The sequence below is a fragment of the Pseudomonas marginalis genome (assembly GCF_900105325.1).
In the GTDB taxonomy this organism is placed as follows: domain Bacteria; phylum Pseudomonadota; class Gammaproteobacteria; order Pseudomonadales; family Pseudomonadaceae; genus Aquipseudomonas; species Aquipseudomonas marginalis.
Genome location: NZ_FNSU01000003.1, coordinates 1,425,266 through 1,440,825, shown reverse-complemented (window position 1 = coordinate 1,440,825; position 15,560 = coordinate 1,425,266). Strand labels below are relative to the sequence as shown.

General features: G+C 63.7%; 9 protein-coding genes. 1 reads left to right on the top strand and 8 read right to left on the bottom strand.

Annotated elements, in window-relative coordinates; translation table 11 throughout:
* Positions 1-124: 124 nt before the first annotated feature.
* The 8 genes from BLW22_RS15635 to BLW22_RS15600 all read right to left on the bottom strand — a co-directional run bounded on the left by BLW22_RS15635 (position 125) and on the right by BLW22_RS15600 (position 10,204).
* A complete protein-coding gene (locus BLW22_RS15635; RefSeq protein WP_074846979.1) occupies positions 125-1,765 on the bottom strand; it encodes a BatD family protein in 1,641 nt (546 codons plus the stop codon).
* Positions 1,762-3,501 (bottom strand): tetratricopeptide repeat protein, encoded by a 1,740-nt coding sequence (locus tag BLW22_RS15630; protein ID WP_074846978.1) that lies wholly within the window; start codon positions 3,499-3,501, stop codon positions 1,762-1,764. The genes BLW22_RS15635 and BLW22_RS15630 overlap by 4 nt, the downstream gene beginning before the upstream one ends.
* Positions 3,498-4,586, bottom strand: coding sequence for a vWA domain-containing protein (locus BLW22_RS15625; protein ID WP_074846977.1), 1,089 nt, complete (start codon positions 4,584-4,586; stop codon positions 3,498-3,500). Before BLW22_RS15625 ends, BLW22_RS15630 begins: the two co-directional genes overlap by 4 nt.
* Positions 4,579-5,073, bottom strand: coding sequence for a DUF4381 domain-containing protein (locus BLW22_RS15620; RefSeq protein ID WP_065927988.1), 495 nt, complete (start codon positions 5,071-5,073; stop codon positions 4,579-4,581). Before BLW22_RS15620 ends, BLW22_RS15625 begins: the two co-directional genes overlap by 8 nt.
* Positions 5,070-6,002 carry a DUF58 domain-containing protein gene (locus tag BLW22_RS15615; protein WP_027608569.1) on the bottom strand — a complete coding sequence of 311 codons (933 nt, stop codon included), beginning with the start codon at positions 6,000-6,002 and terminating at the stop codon, positions 5,070-5,072. Before BLW22_RS15615 ends, BLW22_RS15620 begins: the two co-directional genes overlap by 4 nt.
* Before the next feature lie 5 nt (positions 6,003-6,007).
* Positions 6,008-6,967 carry an AAA family ATPase gene (locus BLW22_RS15610; RefSeq protein WP_074846976.1) on the bottom strand — a complete coding sequence of 320 codons (960 nt, stop codon included), beginning with the start codon at positions 6,965-6,967 and terminating at the stop codon, positions 6,008-6,010.
* A gap of 187 nt (positions 6,968-7,154) precedes the next feature.
* A complete protein-coding gene (locus BLW22_RS15605; RefSeq protein WP_074846975.1) occupies positions 7,155-9,725 on the bottom strand; it encodes a S8 family serine peptidase in 2,571 nt (856 codons plus the stop codon).
* Positions 9,726-9,850: 125 nt separating this feature from the next.
* Positions 9,851-10,204: a hypothetical protein gene (locus BLW22_RS15600; RefSeq protein ID WP_065927991.1), complete on the bottom strand. Its 354-nt coding sequence runs from the start codon at positions 10,202-10,204 to the stop codon at positions 9,851-9,853.
* A gap of 491 nt (positions 10,205-10,695) precedes the next feature.
* On the opposite strand from BLW22_RS15600, the gene BLW22_RS15595 reads away from it, so the two are divergent.
* The gene (locus BLW22_RS15595; protein WP_065927992.1) at positions 10,696-15,555 is read left to right on the top strand and encodes an NAD-glutamate dehydrogenase; all 4,860 of its coding nucleotides are present in this window, start codon (positions 10,696-10,698) and stop codon (positions 15,553-15,555) included.
* Positions 15,556-15,560 lie beyond the last annotated feature (5 nt).

The following is a 15,560-nucleotide window of genomic DNA, read 5'->3' as shown; positions in this document are numbered from 1 at the left end:
GCTCCGTCGGCGAGGCTATTGGCGCTGCTGATCAAATGCACGTCCTGCAATTTTAACGAACTATGGATTGCTGGCCTTTAACAATACAGGTCCCCCAGGCAGCACAAGTCAAATCTGGGAGGGCTTATTTGGGATACAGCGGCGGCAAACTGGTGGTGTCCGTCGCCGGGCCCTGCTCGCGCTCGGCCATGGGGATGGCCTTGACCGCACGCCACAGCTCTTCGCCCAGCCAGTATTGACCGCTTTCGCTGTACAGCGCGCCATTGAGCCCATCCAATGCATCCGACAACGGCACGAACCGTGCCGCCATATCCGCCAACGTTTCCGGCTGTTGCCGCGCCCAGGCATCCAGCGCCTGGCGGGTGGCCTGGGGGTCGTTGGCCTGGGTGGCACGCTTGAGGTCGTCGAGCAGGGTGCGCGGGCTCGGGCCGGTTTGCGTGGCGCGCAGTACCGCCGGTTGCCGACGGGCCCGCCACCACAGGCCGAAGCCCAGCAGGGTGGTGCAGGCCAGGAGCAGGGTGCTGAGTTGCCACAGCCACAGGCGGCTGTCGTCCGGTGCGGTGATGATGGTTGGGGTGGCCGGCGTGTCCACCGCCAGGCTGGGGTTGTTGGCCACTTGCAGGGTGCGGGCCGGCAGGCTGGTGCGTTCCAGATGGTCCTCGTGGGTGTTCCACCACACCACCTCGACGGCAGGCAGTTCCAGGGCGCCGACCCGGTTGGGCACCAGGGCCTCACGGTCCTCGCGACTGCCGATCAGGCCACGGTCACTGGTCTGGTTGCCGAGCACCGGCTGGTCCGGGTAGCGGCGCAGGCCGTTGATGTCGGTGCTGGGCAGGGCCGGCAGTTGGGCGCTGGACAGGCCCTCGGCCTTGACGGTCAGGCTGCGGGTCAGGGAGTCGCCGACTTGTACATGTTCCGGCTCCGGGTTCCAGCTCTCGGTGAGCGTGAGGCTGCGGGCCGGCAGCCAGGGGGCATCGACGGGGTACAGCGCAGGCTTGGGCTTGACCGCCAGTGGCAGCGCCGCCGAACTCACATGGATCAGCTTGCCGGGCTTGGTGCCCTGCAGTGTGTTTTCCTGGGGCGGACGCGACTCCACCAGCGTGGCGCTGAATGTCTGCGCGGGAATCTCCAGGGTGCCGCTGTGCTGCGGGTAGATCGCGTAGCGGGTTTCGATCACGCCATGGCGGATGCTGTTGATGACCTTTTCATAGGTGCGCGACTCGCCCAACTGTTCGACACGGGCATCGGGGATCTGCAACGGCGTCAAGCTGCTGTCGTCATACAGCGACACCGAGTGGTACACGCGCACGGTCAACAGTGCCTGGGCCTGGACGTACACGCTGGTCTGGTCGAGGTTGGCTTCGACAAACACCGGGGCCAGTTCGGCGTTGGTGTCCTGGCTGGTGGTTTCCAGCACTTGCAGGCTGATCGGCTGGGTCGTGTACTCACCCACTTGCAGCGGCGGAATCACCACCGTGCCGTTCTGTTTGGGCAGCAGGGTAATGATCCAGCGGGTGGTCGCATGGTTATCGCCACCCAACGTCGTAAGTTGGTTGAGCTGGCGCGTGCCACTGACTTCGAATTGCGCATCCAGGGGCGACAGGTCGGGCTTGCCGAACTGGGTGACATCGCTGGATTCCACCGTCAGTTCCACCGTTTCCCCGGAATTGAGACGGTTGCGGTCGACGCTGGCGACCAGGCTGGCCGCCTGGGCGTGGCCTGCCGACAACGCGAGCAGAAGCAGAAGGGTGGTGCGGCGGCTCATCGAGTCTTGTCCTGATGCTGTTGCTGTTCGTACCAGAATTTGCGTCGCAGCAGTTCGCCGGGATTGTCCGGGATCTCCTGCAGCCATTGTTCCAGGGCCTGGCGGTGTTCACCGTCGAGGTTGGCGTCGGCAGCAAGCAGCGGCGGGGTGGTGGTGTGCTCATCGCCCAACTCGCTGCCCGGCACGTCGTTGCCAGCGGCTGGCGGCGGGGTGCCGGCCTGGGTATCGCCGCTGCCGGCTTCGCCCTGGCCCTGGGACGACTGCTCGCCACCTGTGGCATTTCGCCCAGTGGCGCCCGGTTGCGCAGTTTGGCCGGGTTGGGTGGTTTCGTCATCCTCGTTTTTTGCCTGCGTTTGCGGCTCGGGTTCTGTCTGTTCCTGGATCAGGGCTTCTACCAGGGCCTTGTTTTTCAGTGCCGGTTGCAGGTCGGGCTGGGCTTCCAGGGCTTGTTCGTAGGCGTCGATGGCCGCTTCGAGTTCACCGGACCTGGCCAGGGCGTTGCCGCGATTGTAGTGGGAATAGGCGTCATTGCCCTCGGCAAACCGCTTGATGGCCTCGGCATAGTTGCCGGCCGCGTACAGGGCGACGCCTTGCCACTGCGGATCCTGGAAGTGCTCTGCGGCCTCGGCGGGGCGTTTCTGCTTGAGCAGGTATTGGCCTTGCTGGTCCGGCCGCAGCCACAAATCCTGGAATTCAAAGGCATAGCTGGGTTGTGGCACGCCCAACAGCAGAAGCGGTAAAAAGAACAACCAGCCGCGCCGCCCGGCGCAGGCGGCCAGCAGCAACAGCGGCAGCAGCAGCCAGTATCCCTGGTCGGCCCAGGTGTCGAGGTGCAGTAACTGGCCGTCGTTGCGCAGGGCTTGGGGCGGGTCCAGCACGCCGAGCTGGCGCAGGTCTTTATCGTCCAGGCGTGCGGCCCGGTAGCGGCCGCCCATTTCGTTGGCGAAGGCCTTGAGTGTCGGGCTGTCGAGGCGCGGTACCAGGATCGCGCCTTGTTCGTCCTTGAGGAATTCGCCGCTTTCCTGGGTCACCGGCGTACCTTCACGGCTGCCGATGCCCAGGATCGACAGGCTCGGCGCCTGGTTGCCCTGCAGCAGCAGGCGAATGCCCTGGCGTTCCTGTTTGGACAGCGATGAGCCGACCAGCAGCAGGCGACCCTGGCCCAGGCCGCCATGCTTGAGCAGGTCCAGGGCTTTCTCCACCGCCAGGTCGGCGCGGTGGCCGGACTCCGGCATGATCGAGGGGCGCAGGGCGTCGAGCAGGTTGCGGCTGGTGGCCAGGTCGTCCGACAGCGGCACCAGGGTGTGGGCGCTGCCGGCATACACGACGATGGCGGTTTGCGCATCGCTGCGCGCCTGCAACAAGTCATAGAGCTTGCGCCGTGCCTGTTCGAGGCGGTTGGGCGGGCTGTCGGTGGCGAGCATTTCCGGGGTCAGTTCGAGCAGCACCACCAACGGGTCGGAGGGTTTCTGGCTGGTTTGTTCAACCCGTTGCCAGCTGGGACCCAGCAACGCCAGCACCGCCAACAGCCAGGCGAGGCCCAGCAACACCCACGGCGATTTGCTTTCGCGCCCGCTGCCACCGCTGAGCAGTACGGCGTGAAAGGCCGGCGGCAGGATCATCTGCCAGCGCCCGGCGCGCTTTTGCCGATGCCACAGTTGCCACAGCAACCAGCCGAGCAGCGGCAGCAGCAACAGCCACCAGGGACGGAACCAATGCGGCCACAGGGCGATCATCGACGCCTCCGTAGACGCAGGCGTTTAAGGCGCTGGCGCCATTGCGGATGCTGTTGCAGGAAGATTCCCTTGCTCGACAGTTTGTTGAACCCGCGTTGCAGGGCGTTGTTTGGCCAGCGTTCGTGGATCACCAGCAACATGCTCAGGATCAGCGCCAGGGCCAGCGGTCCGCTGTACAGCGCCTGCGCCGGGCGTGCCTGGGTCGGTTGCTGTTCGACGGGCTCGAGCTTGTCCAGTGTCTGCTTGATCGCTTCCAGCTCCTGGCCATCGCGGGCACGGAAGTATTGGCCGCCGGTGGCCTCGGCAATCGCCCTGAGTGCCGGCTCGTCGAGGTCCAGGCTCGGGTTGACGCCAAGGATGCCCAGGGAACCGGTTTGCTCAGGGTCGGCGCCGATGCCGATGGGGTAGATCTTCACCCCTTCTTCGGCCGCCAGGCGCGCGGCGATCAGGGGCGCGATCTGCCCGGCGTTGTTGGCGCCATCGGTGACCAGGATCAGCACGCGGCTTTGCGCAGGCCGCTGACGCAGGCGTTTCAGCGCCAGGCCTATGGCATCGCCAATGGCGGTGTTCTTGCCGGCGATGCCGATGCGCGCCTCATCCAGCCAGGTGCGCACGGTGCGGCGGTCAAAGGTCAGCGGTGCCTGGAGGTAGGCCTGGCTGCCGAACAGGATCAGGCCCACGCGGTCGCCTTCGCGGCCTTCAAGGAAGTCGCCGAGCAGGTGCTTGACCAGGTTCAGGCGGCTGACGTCTTCGTCCTGCCAGTGCATGTCGGGAAAGTCCATGGAGCCGGACACGTCCACCGCCACCAGCAAATCGCGGCCGCTGGCGGCAATCGGCAGTGGCTCGCCCAGCCATTCCGGGCGCGCAGCGGCACTCAGCAGCAGCAGCCACAGCACCACGAAGGGCGCCTGTTGGCGCCAGCCCGGCAGGTTCACCCGCGCACGGCGGCGGGCCAGGCTTTCGAGATCGCCGAGGTAGCTGACTTTAAGGGCGGGCTCGCCGCTGTCGGCCGCCGGCAGGATGAACCGCATCACCCACGGCAAGGGCAACAGGATGAAGATCCACGGCCAGGCGAACTCAAACATGTTTGCGGATCCAGGTGTCGACCGCTTGGGTCAGGCCGGCGATGGCCTTGTCGTCGAGTTTGCATTCGGGTTTGTAGGCACCCTCCACCAGCACCATCCAGCGCGTGAGGCCGGCGGCCGGGCAACGGTTGTCGAGGAATGCCAGCCATTTGCGGCCGTTGAGGGTATGGCTCTGGCTATAGGGATAGTCGTTGCGGCACAGGCGCTTGAGCAGGCCATTGAGCTGTTGCAGCCAGGCACCGGCGGGCGCGCCATCGTAGGGTTTGGGCATCAGCGCCAATTCCGCCAGGGCGGCGATGCGCAGCGGGTCCAGCGGCTGTTCGGCACGGGCCAGGGGGCGTCGAGTCGGCAAGAAGCGGCGCAGCGACCACAACCCCCAACCCAGCAGCGGGATGACCAGCAGCAACAGCCACCAGCCCGGCGCGGGCGGCCAGAAGCCGATGGGCGGCGGGGCGATCAGCGGTTGCAGTTGGTCGAGGCTGCTCATTGCTTTTTAACCGGGCGTTGCGGGTTGAGGTATTCGCGCAGTTGTTCGACCATTTCGCTCTGGGTGCTCAGGGGCATCAGCAGGATCCGCAGTTTCTGCGCGAGCAGTTCCCAACGGGCGATGCGCGCTTCGGCCTGGGCCTTGTAGGCCTGGCGCAAATCGAAGTTCAGCGTATCCAGTTCCAATTGCGCCCCGCGTTGCGCAAAACGCAGCAGCCCGGCGGCGGGGAGGGCGTGGTCCAGCGGGTCGGAGATCGGCAACAGCAGCAAGTCGCAATGGCGTGACAGCAGGCTCAATTGCTGCTCGGCGCCCTCGGTGAGGGCACGTTCGTCGCAGATCACGATTACCAGGCTGCCGGGACGCAGCACTTCGCGGCCACGGCGCAGGGCCATGCCCAGGGCGTCGGCCTCCGGGCGGCTTTCGGTGTCCAGGCTCTGGTTGACGCGCACCAGGCGGTTGAGCAATTGCAGCAGGCTTTGCTTGCTGCGGCGCGGCTTGATTTCGTAGTGCTCGTTGTCGCCGAACACCAGCCCGCCGACGCGGTCGTTGTGCCCTAACGCGGCCCAGCCGATCAGGCTGGCGGCTTGAGCGGCGAGCACCGACTTGAACATCTGCCCCGAGCCGAAAAACAGCCGGCAACTTTGCTCCACCATGATGAAAATCGGCCGTTCGCGTTCTTCGTGGAACAGCTTGGTGTGCGGCTCCTGGGTGCGCGCGGTGACGCGCCAGTCGATGGTACGCACGTCGTCGCCGGCCTGGTACACGCGCACCTGGTCGAAGTCCACACCGCGCCCGCGCAGCTTGGAGTGGTGCAGGCCGATCAGCGGGCTGCGCTGGCTTGGCGTGGAAAACAGCTGCACTTCGCGCACACGGTGGCGCATCTCGATCAGCTCGCTGAGCGTGACGCGCACCCCATCGCTTGCGTTCATCGACTTCAAGCGACGGCAACGACGTCGAGAATGCGTTGCACCACACGGTCCTGGTCAATCCCGGCCGCTTCGGCTTCGAACGACAGGATGATGCGATGACGCAGCACGTCGAACAGCACCGCCTGGATGTCTTCCGGGCTGACAAAGTCGCGACCGGCCAGCCAGGCATGGGCGCGCGCGCAGCGATCCAGGGCGATGGAGCCACGGGGGCTGGCGCCGTAGGCGATCCATTCGGCCATTTCCGGGTCGAACTTGGCCGGGGTGCGCGTGGCCATGACCAGTTGCACCAGGTATTCCTCCACCGCATCGGCCATGTACAGGCCGAGGATTTCCTTGCGCGCGGCAAAGATCGCCTGCTGGCTGACGCGGCGCTCGGGCTTGGTTTCGCCGTTGAGGGCTTCGCCACGGGCTTGTTGCAGGATGCGCCGCTCCACGGTTGCGTCCGGGAAGCCGATCTTGACGTGCATCAGGAACCGGTCGAGTTGGGCTTCGGGCAGCGGGTAGGTGCCTTCCTGCTCAATGGGTTTTTGCGTGGCCATCACCAGGAACAGCGGCGACAGGTCATAGGTGCTGCGCCCCACGCTGACCTGGCGCTCGGCCATCGCTTCGAGCAAGGCTGATTGCACCTTGGCCGGGGCGCGGTTGATTTCGTCGGCCAGTACCAGGTTGTGGAAGATCGGCCCTTGTTGGAATACGAAGCTGCCGGTTTCCGGGCGATAGATCTCGGTGCCGGTGATGTCGGCGGGCAACAGGTCGGGGGTGAACTGGATACGATGGAACTGCGCTTCGATGCCTTCGGCCAGCTCTTTGATCGCCTTGGTCTTGGCCAGGCCCGGCGCGCCTTCCACCAGCATATGGCCGTCGGCGAGCAGGGCGATCAGCAGGCGATCGATGAGTTTTTCCTGGCCGAGAATCTGCGTAGAAAGAAAGGTTCGCAGCGCGAGCAGCGCTTCACGATGTTCCATCGATGACGGTTCCTGGAGAGATGAGCCTGTGCGTCATGTAACAAACGACAGCCTGGGGCGCCTACTTTAATGCATGGCAGGGGGTGGCGACTAACGGCACGCGGGGTATTTTTAGCAAAACTTGTAGGAAAATTGTGTGAGAGGCACAAAGGACGGCGAGCAGGCGTGTCCGCTCACCGCCTCTGCTTCAACGGCAGGGCACCCCGGGATGCCAAGGCTGGCTATGCACGGCAGAGTTGAGATCCGGGCGTTTGTCGAGGCTGTAGAAGTTCTGTTTGTAGGCCATGCCGTTGTACGACACCGCCTCTGCGTAGGTTGAATAGACCTTGGTGGGCGACCACGCCGGAATGTCGCGGCAACTGCCCGAAGGTGGCAGGGCCTTGACGGTGATCGGTTTTTCCAGTCGCAGCGTACCGCCGCGCCCGTCACTGACCCCGACACTGACGATGACGCGGGTATCGCCGGTGACCGCAGGGGCGGTGAGGGTGACGCTGCGGGTATTGCCGATGGTGCCGGTGAAGCCGGTCGGGCGCGTCCACGTGTAGCTCATCGCGTCGCCGTCAGGGTCGCTGGTGTTGGCGATGAAGCTCACGGCCTTGCCCGAATCGACCGTTTCGCTGCCCTGCAGGCTGCCGACGGGTGGGCGGTTGGCGGGGGTGCCGGTGGTCACCGTGAGGCTGTGGCTGGCCGTCGCACGGCGATCGCGTTCATCGGTGACGGTCAGGGTGATGACGCGTGTTCCCGCCGTATTCGGAGCAATAAAGCTGCTGGATGCTTGCGCCGAAAAGTCCGGGTTGAAGCCAGTGGCCGCCCAGGCGAAGCGCAAGCCTTGGCCCGTGGAGGAGGCCCCCGATAGCAGCACCGCCTTGCCGGCCTCAACACTGGAAGGGCCGGTGATCCTGGCGACCGGCAGCCCGTTGCCGCAGGTGCCCAGGCGCCGCCAGGGTTTGGCGGCGCCGGTTTCAACAAAGTTCAGATCGGGGCGAGCGTTTTGCGTCCAGTGCGCCACTTGGTAGTTGTAACCGCTGTAGGAGACTTTTTCGCCAGCGGAGGCATATACCTTGCTCGCAATCCAGGGGGCGGCGCAGTCGCCGACCGGAGGCGCGTCAGGGGCCTTGATGGTCATGTTTTCCCTCAGGTTGAGGGTGTGGGTGCCGTCGGACACCGCCACGGAAATCGAGGTCAGGGTATCGGCGGTTACGGGCGGGGCGGTCAATGCCAAGGTCGGTCCATCCCCGTCCGGAGGGGTAAACCCGTCGGCATTCCAGCGATAGGTCAGCGGTTTTTGCGTGGGCGATTGCGCATAGACATGGCCGTTGAACGTCTCTCCCGATTTGGCTTGCTCGGGGATGGCCAGCCGGCCCGTGGGCGGTTGGCCGGCGCCGTCGGCAAGCAGTTTGCGGATGGCGGCCTCCAGGTCCGGTTGCACGCCAATCTCGGTACGGTTGCCGTTGGCTTGTGGATAGCCGGTCTCCACGAGGATTCTGCGCAGTTCCTTGGGGGCGAGATTGCCCAGGCCATTGGCCCGCGCCACACCTTGCAGCGATGCCATCACCCCGGCAATGATCGGGTTGGCGGAGGAGGTGCCGCTGTAGGTGTGGGTATAGGCGCTGGTGGGGTTGGCGGTGGTCCAGGTCGTCGTGGTGACGGAGCCGCCCCAACTGAACAGGTCGACGCGTCTGCCGTATTGGGAGTAATAGGCTCTCAAACCGCTCGTGGGGGACACGGCGCCCGCGTAGATGCTGCCGGAATCGAATCTGTTGCGATCAAAGTAGCCGTTGAAGTAGGGGTGGTCCAGGTTGATATTGCCGTTTGCCGCAGCCAGTACGACATGCACACCTTTTTCCATCGTCAGGTAGGTGATGATGTCGCGTACCATGCTGTTGTATTCCAGGGGCATGTAGCAGTTCTGGGTGCAGCCGACTGCTGGAAAGGGCGTGTAATTCATATGCACGCCCAGTTGCAACACATCGCCGGGGCTCAGTTGTTCGGCGGTTTGCAGCAATCGGCTGGGGCCATATTGCGAATAGCCCAGTTGTGCATGGGGCACGATGCCGGTGGTGCCGAAGCCGTTGTCCCTGGAGCCGATGGTGCCGACGCTGGCCGTGTCGTGGTAGCCAGTAAGAGCCCCTGCATCGACTTCCAGAAAAGGTTTGGGCAGGTCCACGTGGTTGTAGGCCCAATGATCGATCTCCGAAGAGATCACCCGCATGTTGTAGCCCTTGCCACCGGGTACGGTCCAGGCCTTCACCGCGTTTACACCGCCGATGTTGTAGGGCGGCACGGCTTGTCGGCCGAGCAGGTAGTGCTGGCGTCCGGTATGGTCCGGTATGCTGCCGCTCGCACTGCCTGCGATGGGTTCGGCCTTGTCGTCGTGCATGCCCTCCACCACGGGTTCAAAGTCGACGTCTTCTATGGCCGGGTCTTGCTGGAGTTGCTGGCGCAGTGCGTCAGCCTGCCTGTGGCTCAAGTGGCGCGTGTCGACGATGTAGTAGCGGTCCAGCCGATGGCGGCGCAGGGCTTCTGCATCCGCCAGCGTGCGGGCCTTGCTCGGCGTTACCAGCGGCTTGATGTTGGGCACGCGGTGCTGGAAGGTGCTGGAGGGGTCGACGAGGTCCTGAAGATTTCGCGACCTGGATCCGTCGTCTTTGATCAGCAGAATCAAGTGTGAATAGTCAGTGTTGGCTGCGGATGCCGCCAGCGCTGATGAAACCGTAGCCAAAAGGCCAATGGCCAGGAACTTGCTGAGGGATTTCATCGAGGCACCCGTGCAGTCACCGTTGCTTTGCTCAGCTAAGGCCGGAAACACGGGGCCGGGTACTGTTAGAAATAACAGTACCGACCAACGGTCAAGGGCATCGGTGAAGGCTGCGCCAGTGCGATTCAGGCGCGGATGTAGGTGCCGGTGCCCTTGAGGATGTTTTGCAGGGTTTGTTCCACTTCTGCCATCTCCGCTGCGGCGGTGGCGTGGGTTATCTCCAATTGGTCCTTGCCGCCCAGTGCATCGGCATCGCCCGCTGCCAGCTCTACCCGCAATGTCGTGTCGCTGAGGGTGACTTTCAGCCCATCCAGGGTCGACGGCTCATAGTCCCAGGTCAGTTCCACTTCGTCTTCGTCGGGGTAGCGGGTGAGCATGAACATCTCGCCGTTCCTGCCGTGGCAGCAGAGCATGGCCATGTTGTCTTCTTCGTCGTCGCACGGGGTGGCCATCAGGGCGTCGGTTTTCAGTTGCAGCATGGGGAATCCTGTCTGGGGTAGGGCGTTGCGTAGGTAATTGTGCCATTGCGGCGAATTTTATGCTGCTTCCTGTGTCAGACCCAGCGCATGACCTGACGGGCAATACCGGTCATTTTCGGTACTCGGGGCGGGGAAAATAGCCGGTTTTTCTACCGGGAATTCCGGGTTGCCCAAGTCGCAACCCCACGCCTGCGTACCGATGACCGAATATGTCGCAGCATCGCAAGCACCCGGCTTCCCACACTCGTTAAGCTGCGCAACGGATGTGCACGTGCCAGGCGCCTGACCTGCCCGTCGTACCGTCACCCGGCAAGGTGCGCATCTTATGGAAGTTGTATGTGACCTCATTGTCTTGTCCAGCTTCACCCACCTGTCACCCTGATTCGTTTATGGTGCTTAACTCGTTACCTGCGAACAGAGCTGACGGTCTCCCCACCAGGGGATAACACGCGACGCTTCCATCAATAACAAGCCCAAGCGGAGTACCACAGATGGCGTTCTTCACCGCAGCCAGCAAGGCCGACTTCCAGCATCAACTGCAAGCGGCACTGGCGCAGCACATCAGTGAACAGGCACTGCCACAAGTGGCGCTGTTCGCTGAGCAATTCTTCGGCATCATTTCCCTGGATGAACTGACCCAGCGTCGCCTTTCCGACCTGGCCGGTTGCACCCTGTCTGCCTGGCGCCTGCTTGAGCGCTTTGATCACACCCAACCGCAAGTGCGGGTCTACAACCCCGATTACGAACGTCATGGCTGGCAATCGACCCACACTGCGGTCGAAGTGCTGCACCATGACCTGCCATTCCTGGTGGACTCGGTACGCACCGAGCTGAACCGCCGTGGCTACAGCATCCACACCCTGCAGACCACCGTGCTCAGCGTGCGCCGTGGCAGCAAGGGCGAGTTGCTGGAAATCCTGCCCAAGGGCACCCAGGGCGAAGGCATCGAGCAAGAATCGCTGATGTACCTGGAAATCGACCGCTGCGCCAACGCCGCCGAACTCAACGTGCTGAGCAAAGAGCTTGAGCAGGTACTGGGCGAAGTGCGCGTGGCCGTGGCCGATTTCGAACCGATGAAGGCCAAGGTCCAGGAGCTGCTCGACGGTATCGACGCCAGCCCGTTCGGCATCGACGGCGAAGAAAAAGCCGAGATCAAGAACTTCCTGGAATGGCTGGTGGGCAACCACTTCACCTTCCTCGGCTATGAAGAGTTCGTGGTACGTGACGAGGCGGACGGCGGTCATATCGAATATGACGCCAGCTCGTTCCTCGGTCTGACCAAGCTGCTGCGCGCCGGCCTGACCGCCGACGACCTGCGCATCGAAGACTACGCCGTGTCGTACCTGCGCGAGCCGACCGTGCTGTCGTTCGCCAAGGCCGCGCACCCAAGCCGTGTGCACCGCCCGGCTTACCCGGACTACGTGTCGATCCGCCAGATCGATGCCGACGGCAAGGTGATCAAGGAATGCCGCTTCATGGGCCTCTACACCTCGTCGGTGTATGGCGAAAGCGTGCGCGTCATCCCGTATATCCGCCGCAAGGTCGCGGAAATCGAGCGTCGCTCGGGCTTCCAGGCCAAGGCGCACCTGGGCAAGGAGCTTGCTCAAGTCGTTGAAGTGCTGCCCCGTGACGACCTGTTCCAGACCCCGGTCGACGAGCTGTTCAGCACCGTGATGTCGATCGTGCAGATCCAGGAACGCAACAAGATCCGTGTGTTCCTGCGTAAAGACCCGTACGGTCGTTTCTGCTACTGCCTGGCCTACGTGCCGCGCGACATCTATTCCACCGAAGTGCGCCAGAAGATCCAGCAAGTGCTGATGGATCGCCTGAAAGCCTCGGACTGCGAATTCTGGACCTTCTTCTCCGAATCCGTGCTGGCGCGCGTGCAGCTGATTCTGCGGGTCGACCCGAAGAACCGCCTGGACATCGACCCGCTGCAACTGGAAAAAGAAGTGGTGCAGGCCTGCCGCAGCTGGCAGGACGACTACTCCAGCCTCGTTGTGGAAAGCTTCGGCGAAGCCCACGGCACCAACGTGCTGGCGGACTTCCCGAAAGGCTTCCCGGCCGGCTACCGCGAGCGTTTCGCTGCGCACTCGGCCGTGGTCGACATGCAGCACCTGCTCAGCCTCACCGAAGCCAACCCGCTGGTGATGAGCTTCTATCAGCCGCTGGGCCAGGTCTCCGGCCAGCGCGAGCTGCATTGCAAGCTGTATCACGCCGATACCCCGCTGGCGCTGTCCGACGTCTTGCCGATCCTGGAAAACCTCGGCCTGCGCGTGCTGGGTGAGTTCCCGTACCGCCTGCGCCATGCCAACGGCCGCGAGTTCTGGATCCACGATTTTGCGTTCATCGCCGCCGAAGGCGTGAACCTGGACATCCAGCAGCTCAACGACACCCTGCAGGACGCGTTCGTGCACATCGTGCATGGCGATGCAGAGAACGATGCGTTCAACCGCCTGGTACTCACCGCCGGCCTGCCATGGCGCGACGTCGCGCTGTTGCGTGCCTACGCCCGTTACCTGAAGCAGATCCGCCTGGGCTTCGACCTCGGCTACATCGCCAGCACCCTGAACAACCACACCGACATCGCCCGCGAGTTGACCCGGTTGTTCAAGACCCGCTTCTATCTGGCGCGCAAGCTCACCGCCGATGACCTGGAAGACAAGCAGCAACGCCTGGAACAAGCGATCCTCACGGCCCTGGACGACGTCCAGGTGCTCAACGAAGACCGCATCCTGCGGCGCTACCTGGACCTGATCAAGGCCACCCTGCGCACCAACTTCTACCAGACCGACGCCAACGGCCAGAACAAGTCGTACTTCAGCTTCAAGTTCGACCCGCGTGCCATCCCCGAGCTGCCCAAGCCGGTGCCGAAGTTTGAAATCTTCGTCTACTCGCCGCGTGTCGAAGGCGTGCACCTACGCTTTGGCAATGTGGCCCGTGGCGGCCTGCGCTGGTCCGACCGTGAAGAAGACTTCCGTACCGAAGTGCTCGGCCTGGTCAAAGCCCAGCAAGTGAAGAACTCGGTGATCGTGCCGGTGGGCGCCAAGGGCGGCTTCCTGCCGCGTCGCCTGCCATTGGGCGGCAGCCGTGACGAGATCGCGGCCGAGGGCATCGCCTGCTACCGCATCTTCATTTCCGGCCTGTTGGACATCACCGACAACCTGAAGGATGGCGCCCTGGTGCCGCCGGCCAACGTCGTGCGCCATGACGACGATGACCCGTACCTGGTGGTGGCAGCGGACAAGGGCACCGCGACCTTCTCCGACATCGCCAACGGCATCGCCATCGACTACGGCTTCTGGCTGGGCGATGCCTTTGCCTCCGGTGGTTCCGCCGGTTACGACCACAAGAAAATGGGCATCACTGCCAAGGGGGCTTGGGTCGGTGTGCAGCGTCACTTCCGTGAGCGCGGCATCAACGTGCAGGAAGACAGCATCACCGTGGTGGGCGTCGGCGATATGGCCGGCGACGTGTTCGGTAACGGCCTGTTGATGTCCGACAAGCTGCAACTGGTCGCGGCCTTCAACCACCTGCATATCTTTATCGACCCGAACCCGAACCCGGCCACCAGCTTCGTCGAGCGCCAGCGCATGTTCGAGCTGCCGCGTTCGGCCTGGACCGACTACGACACCAGCATCATGTCCGAAGGCGGCGGTATCTTCTCGCGCAGCGCGAAGAGCATTGCCATCTCGCCACAGATGAAGGAACGCTTTGACATTTCGGCCGACAAGCTGACCCCGACCGAACTGCTGAACGCCTTGCTCAAGGCGCCGGTGGACCTGTTGTGGAACGGCGGTATCGGTACCTACGTCAAGGCCAGCACCGAAAGCCATGCCGATGTAGGCGACAAGGCCAACGACGCGCTGCGCGTCAACGGCAACGAGCTGCGCTGCAAGGTGGTGGGCGAGGGCGGTAACCTCGGCATGACCCAGCTGGGCCGTGTGGAATTCGGTCTCAATGGTGGCGGCTCCAACACCGACTTCATCGACAACGCCGGTGGCGTGGACTGCTCCGACCACGAAGTGAACATCAAGATCCTGCTCAACGAAGTGGTGCAGGCCGGCGACATGACCGACAAGCAACGCAACCAGTTGCTGGCGAGCATGACCGACGAAGTCGGCAGCCTGGTGTTGGGCAACAACTACAAGCAGACCCAGGCCCTGTCCCTGGCTGCGCGCCGTGCCTACGAGCGTGCCGCCGAGTACAAGCGCCTGATGAGCGACCTGGAAGGCCGTGGCAAGCTGGACCGCGCCATCGAGTACCTGCCGACCGAGGAGCAGCTCACCGAGCGCGCTTCCACCGGCAAGGGCCTGACCCGTCCGGAACTGTCGGTGCTGATTTCCTACAGCAAGATCGACCTCAAGGAAGCGCTGCTCAAGTCGCTGGTACCGGATGACGACTACCTGACCCGCGACATGGAGACCGCGTTCCCACCGAGCCTGGTGGCCAAGTTCGGCGAAGCCATGCGTCGCCACCGTCTGAAGCGCGAGATCGTCAGCACCCAGATCGCCAACGACCTGGTCAACCACATGGGCATCACCTTTGTGCAGCGACTCAAGGAGTCGACCGGCATGAGCCCGGCGAACGTGGCCGGTGCCTACGTGATCGTGCGCGACATCTTCCACCTCCCGCACTGGTTCCGCCAGATCGAAGCCCTGGACCACCAGGTCTCCGCTGACGTGCAATTGCAGTTGATGGATGAGTTGATGCGCCTGGGCCGTCGCGCCACGCGCTGGTTCCTGCGCAGCCGTCGCAACGAGCAGGACGCCGGCCGTGACACCGCGCACTTCGGTCCGCACCTGGCCGCGTTGGGCCTCAAGCTCGACGAACTGCTGGAAGGTCCGACCCGCGAAGGCTGGCAGACCCGCTACCAGGCCTACACCGAAGCCGGCGTGCCGGAGTTGCTGGCGCGCATGGTTGCAGGCACGACCCACCTGTACACCTTGCTGCCGATCATCGAAGCCGCTGATGTGACCGGGCATGACGCCGCCGAAGTGGCCAAGGCCTACTTCGCTGTCGGCAGCGCCCTGGACCTGCCGTGGTATCTGCAGCAGATCAGCGATCTGCCCGTGGCCAACAACTGGCAGGCCCAGGCCCGCGAAGCGTTCCGCGACGATGTGGACTGGCAGCAACGTGCGATCACCATTTCCGTCCTGCAAATGGCCGACGCGCCACAGGACATGGAAGCCCGCGTGGCCCTGTGGCTTGAGCAGCACAAGGACATGGCTGATCGTTGGGTCGCAATGATGGTGGAAATCCGTGCTGCGGTCGGCACGGACTACGCCATGTACGCGGTGGCCAACCGTGAGTTGCTGGACCTGGCGTTGAGTGGTCAATCGGTGTTGTAAAACAA

Bases quoted from the DNA above. Each gene is read 5' to 3' on its own strand.
- BLW22_RS15635 (WP_074846979.1), bottom strand. From the start codon at position 1,765: ATGAGCCGCCGCACCACCCTTCTGCTTCTGCTCGCGTTGTCGGCAGGC.
- BLW22_RS15630 (WP_074846978.1), bottom strand. From the start codon at position 3,501: ATGATCGCCCTGTGGCCGCATTGGTTCCGTCCCTGGTGGCTGTTGCTG.
- BLW22_RS15625 (WP_074846977.1), bottom strand. From the start codon at position 4,586: ATGTTTGAGTTCGCCTGGCCGTGGATCTTCATCCTGTTGCCCTTGCCG.
- BLW22_RS15620 (WP_065927988.1), bottom strand. From the start codon at position 5,073: ATGAGCAGCCTCGACCAACTGCAACCGCTGATCGCCCCGCCGCCCATC.
- BLW22_RS15615 (WP_027608569.1), bottom strand. From the start codon at position 6,002: ATGAACGCAAGCGATGGGGTGCGCGTCACGCTCAGCGAGCTGATCGAG.
- BLW22_RS15610 (WP_074846976.1), bottom strand. From the start codon at position 6,967: ATGGAACATCGTGAAGCGCTGCTCGCGCTGCGAACCTTTCTTTCTACG.
- BLW22_RS15605 (WP_074846975.1), bottom strand. From the start codon at position 9,725: ATGAAATCCCTCAGCAAGTTCCTGGCCATTGGCCTTTTGGCTACGGTT.
- BLW22_RS15600 (WP_065927991.1), bottom strand. From the start codon at position 10,204: ATGCTGCAACTGAAAACCGACGCCCTGATGGCCACCCCGTGCGACGAC.
- BLW22_RS15595 (WP_065927992.1), top strand. From the start codon at position 10,696: ATGGCGTTCTTCACCGCAGCCAGCAAGGCCGACTTCCAGCATCAACTG.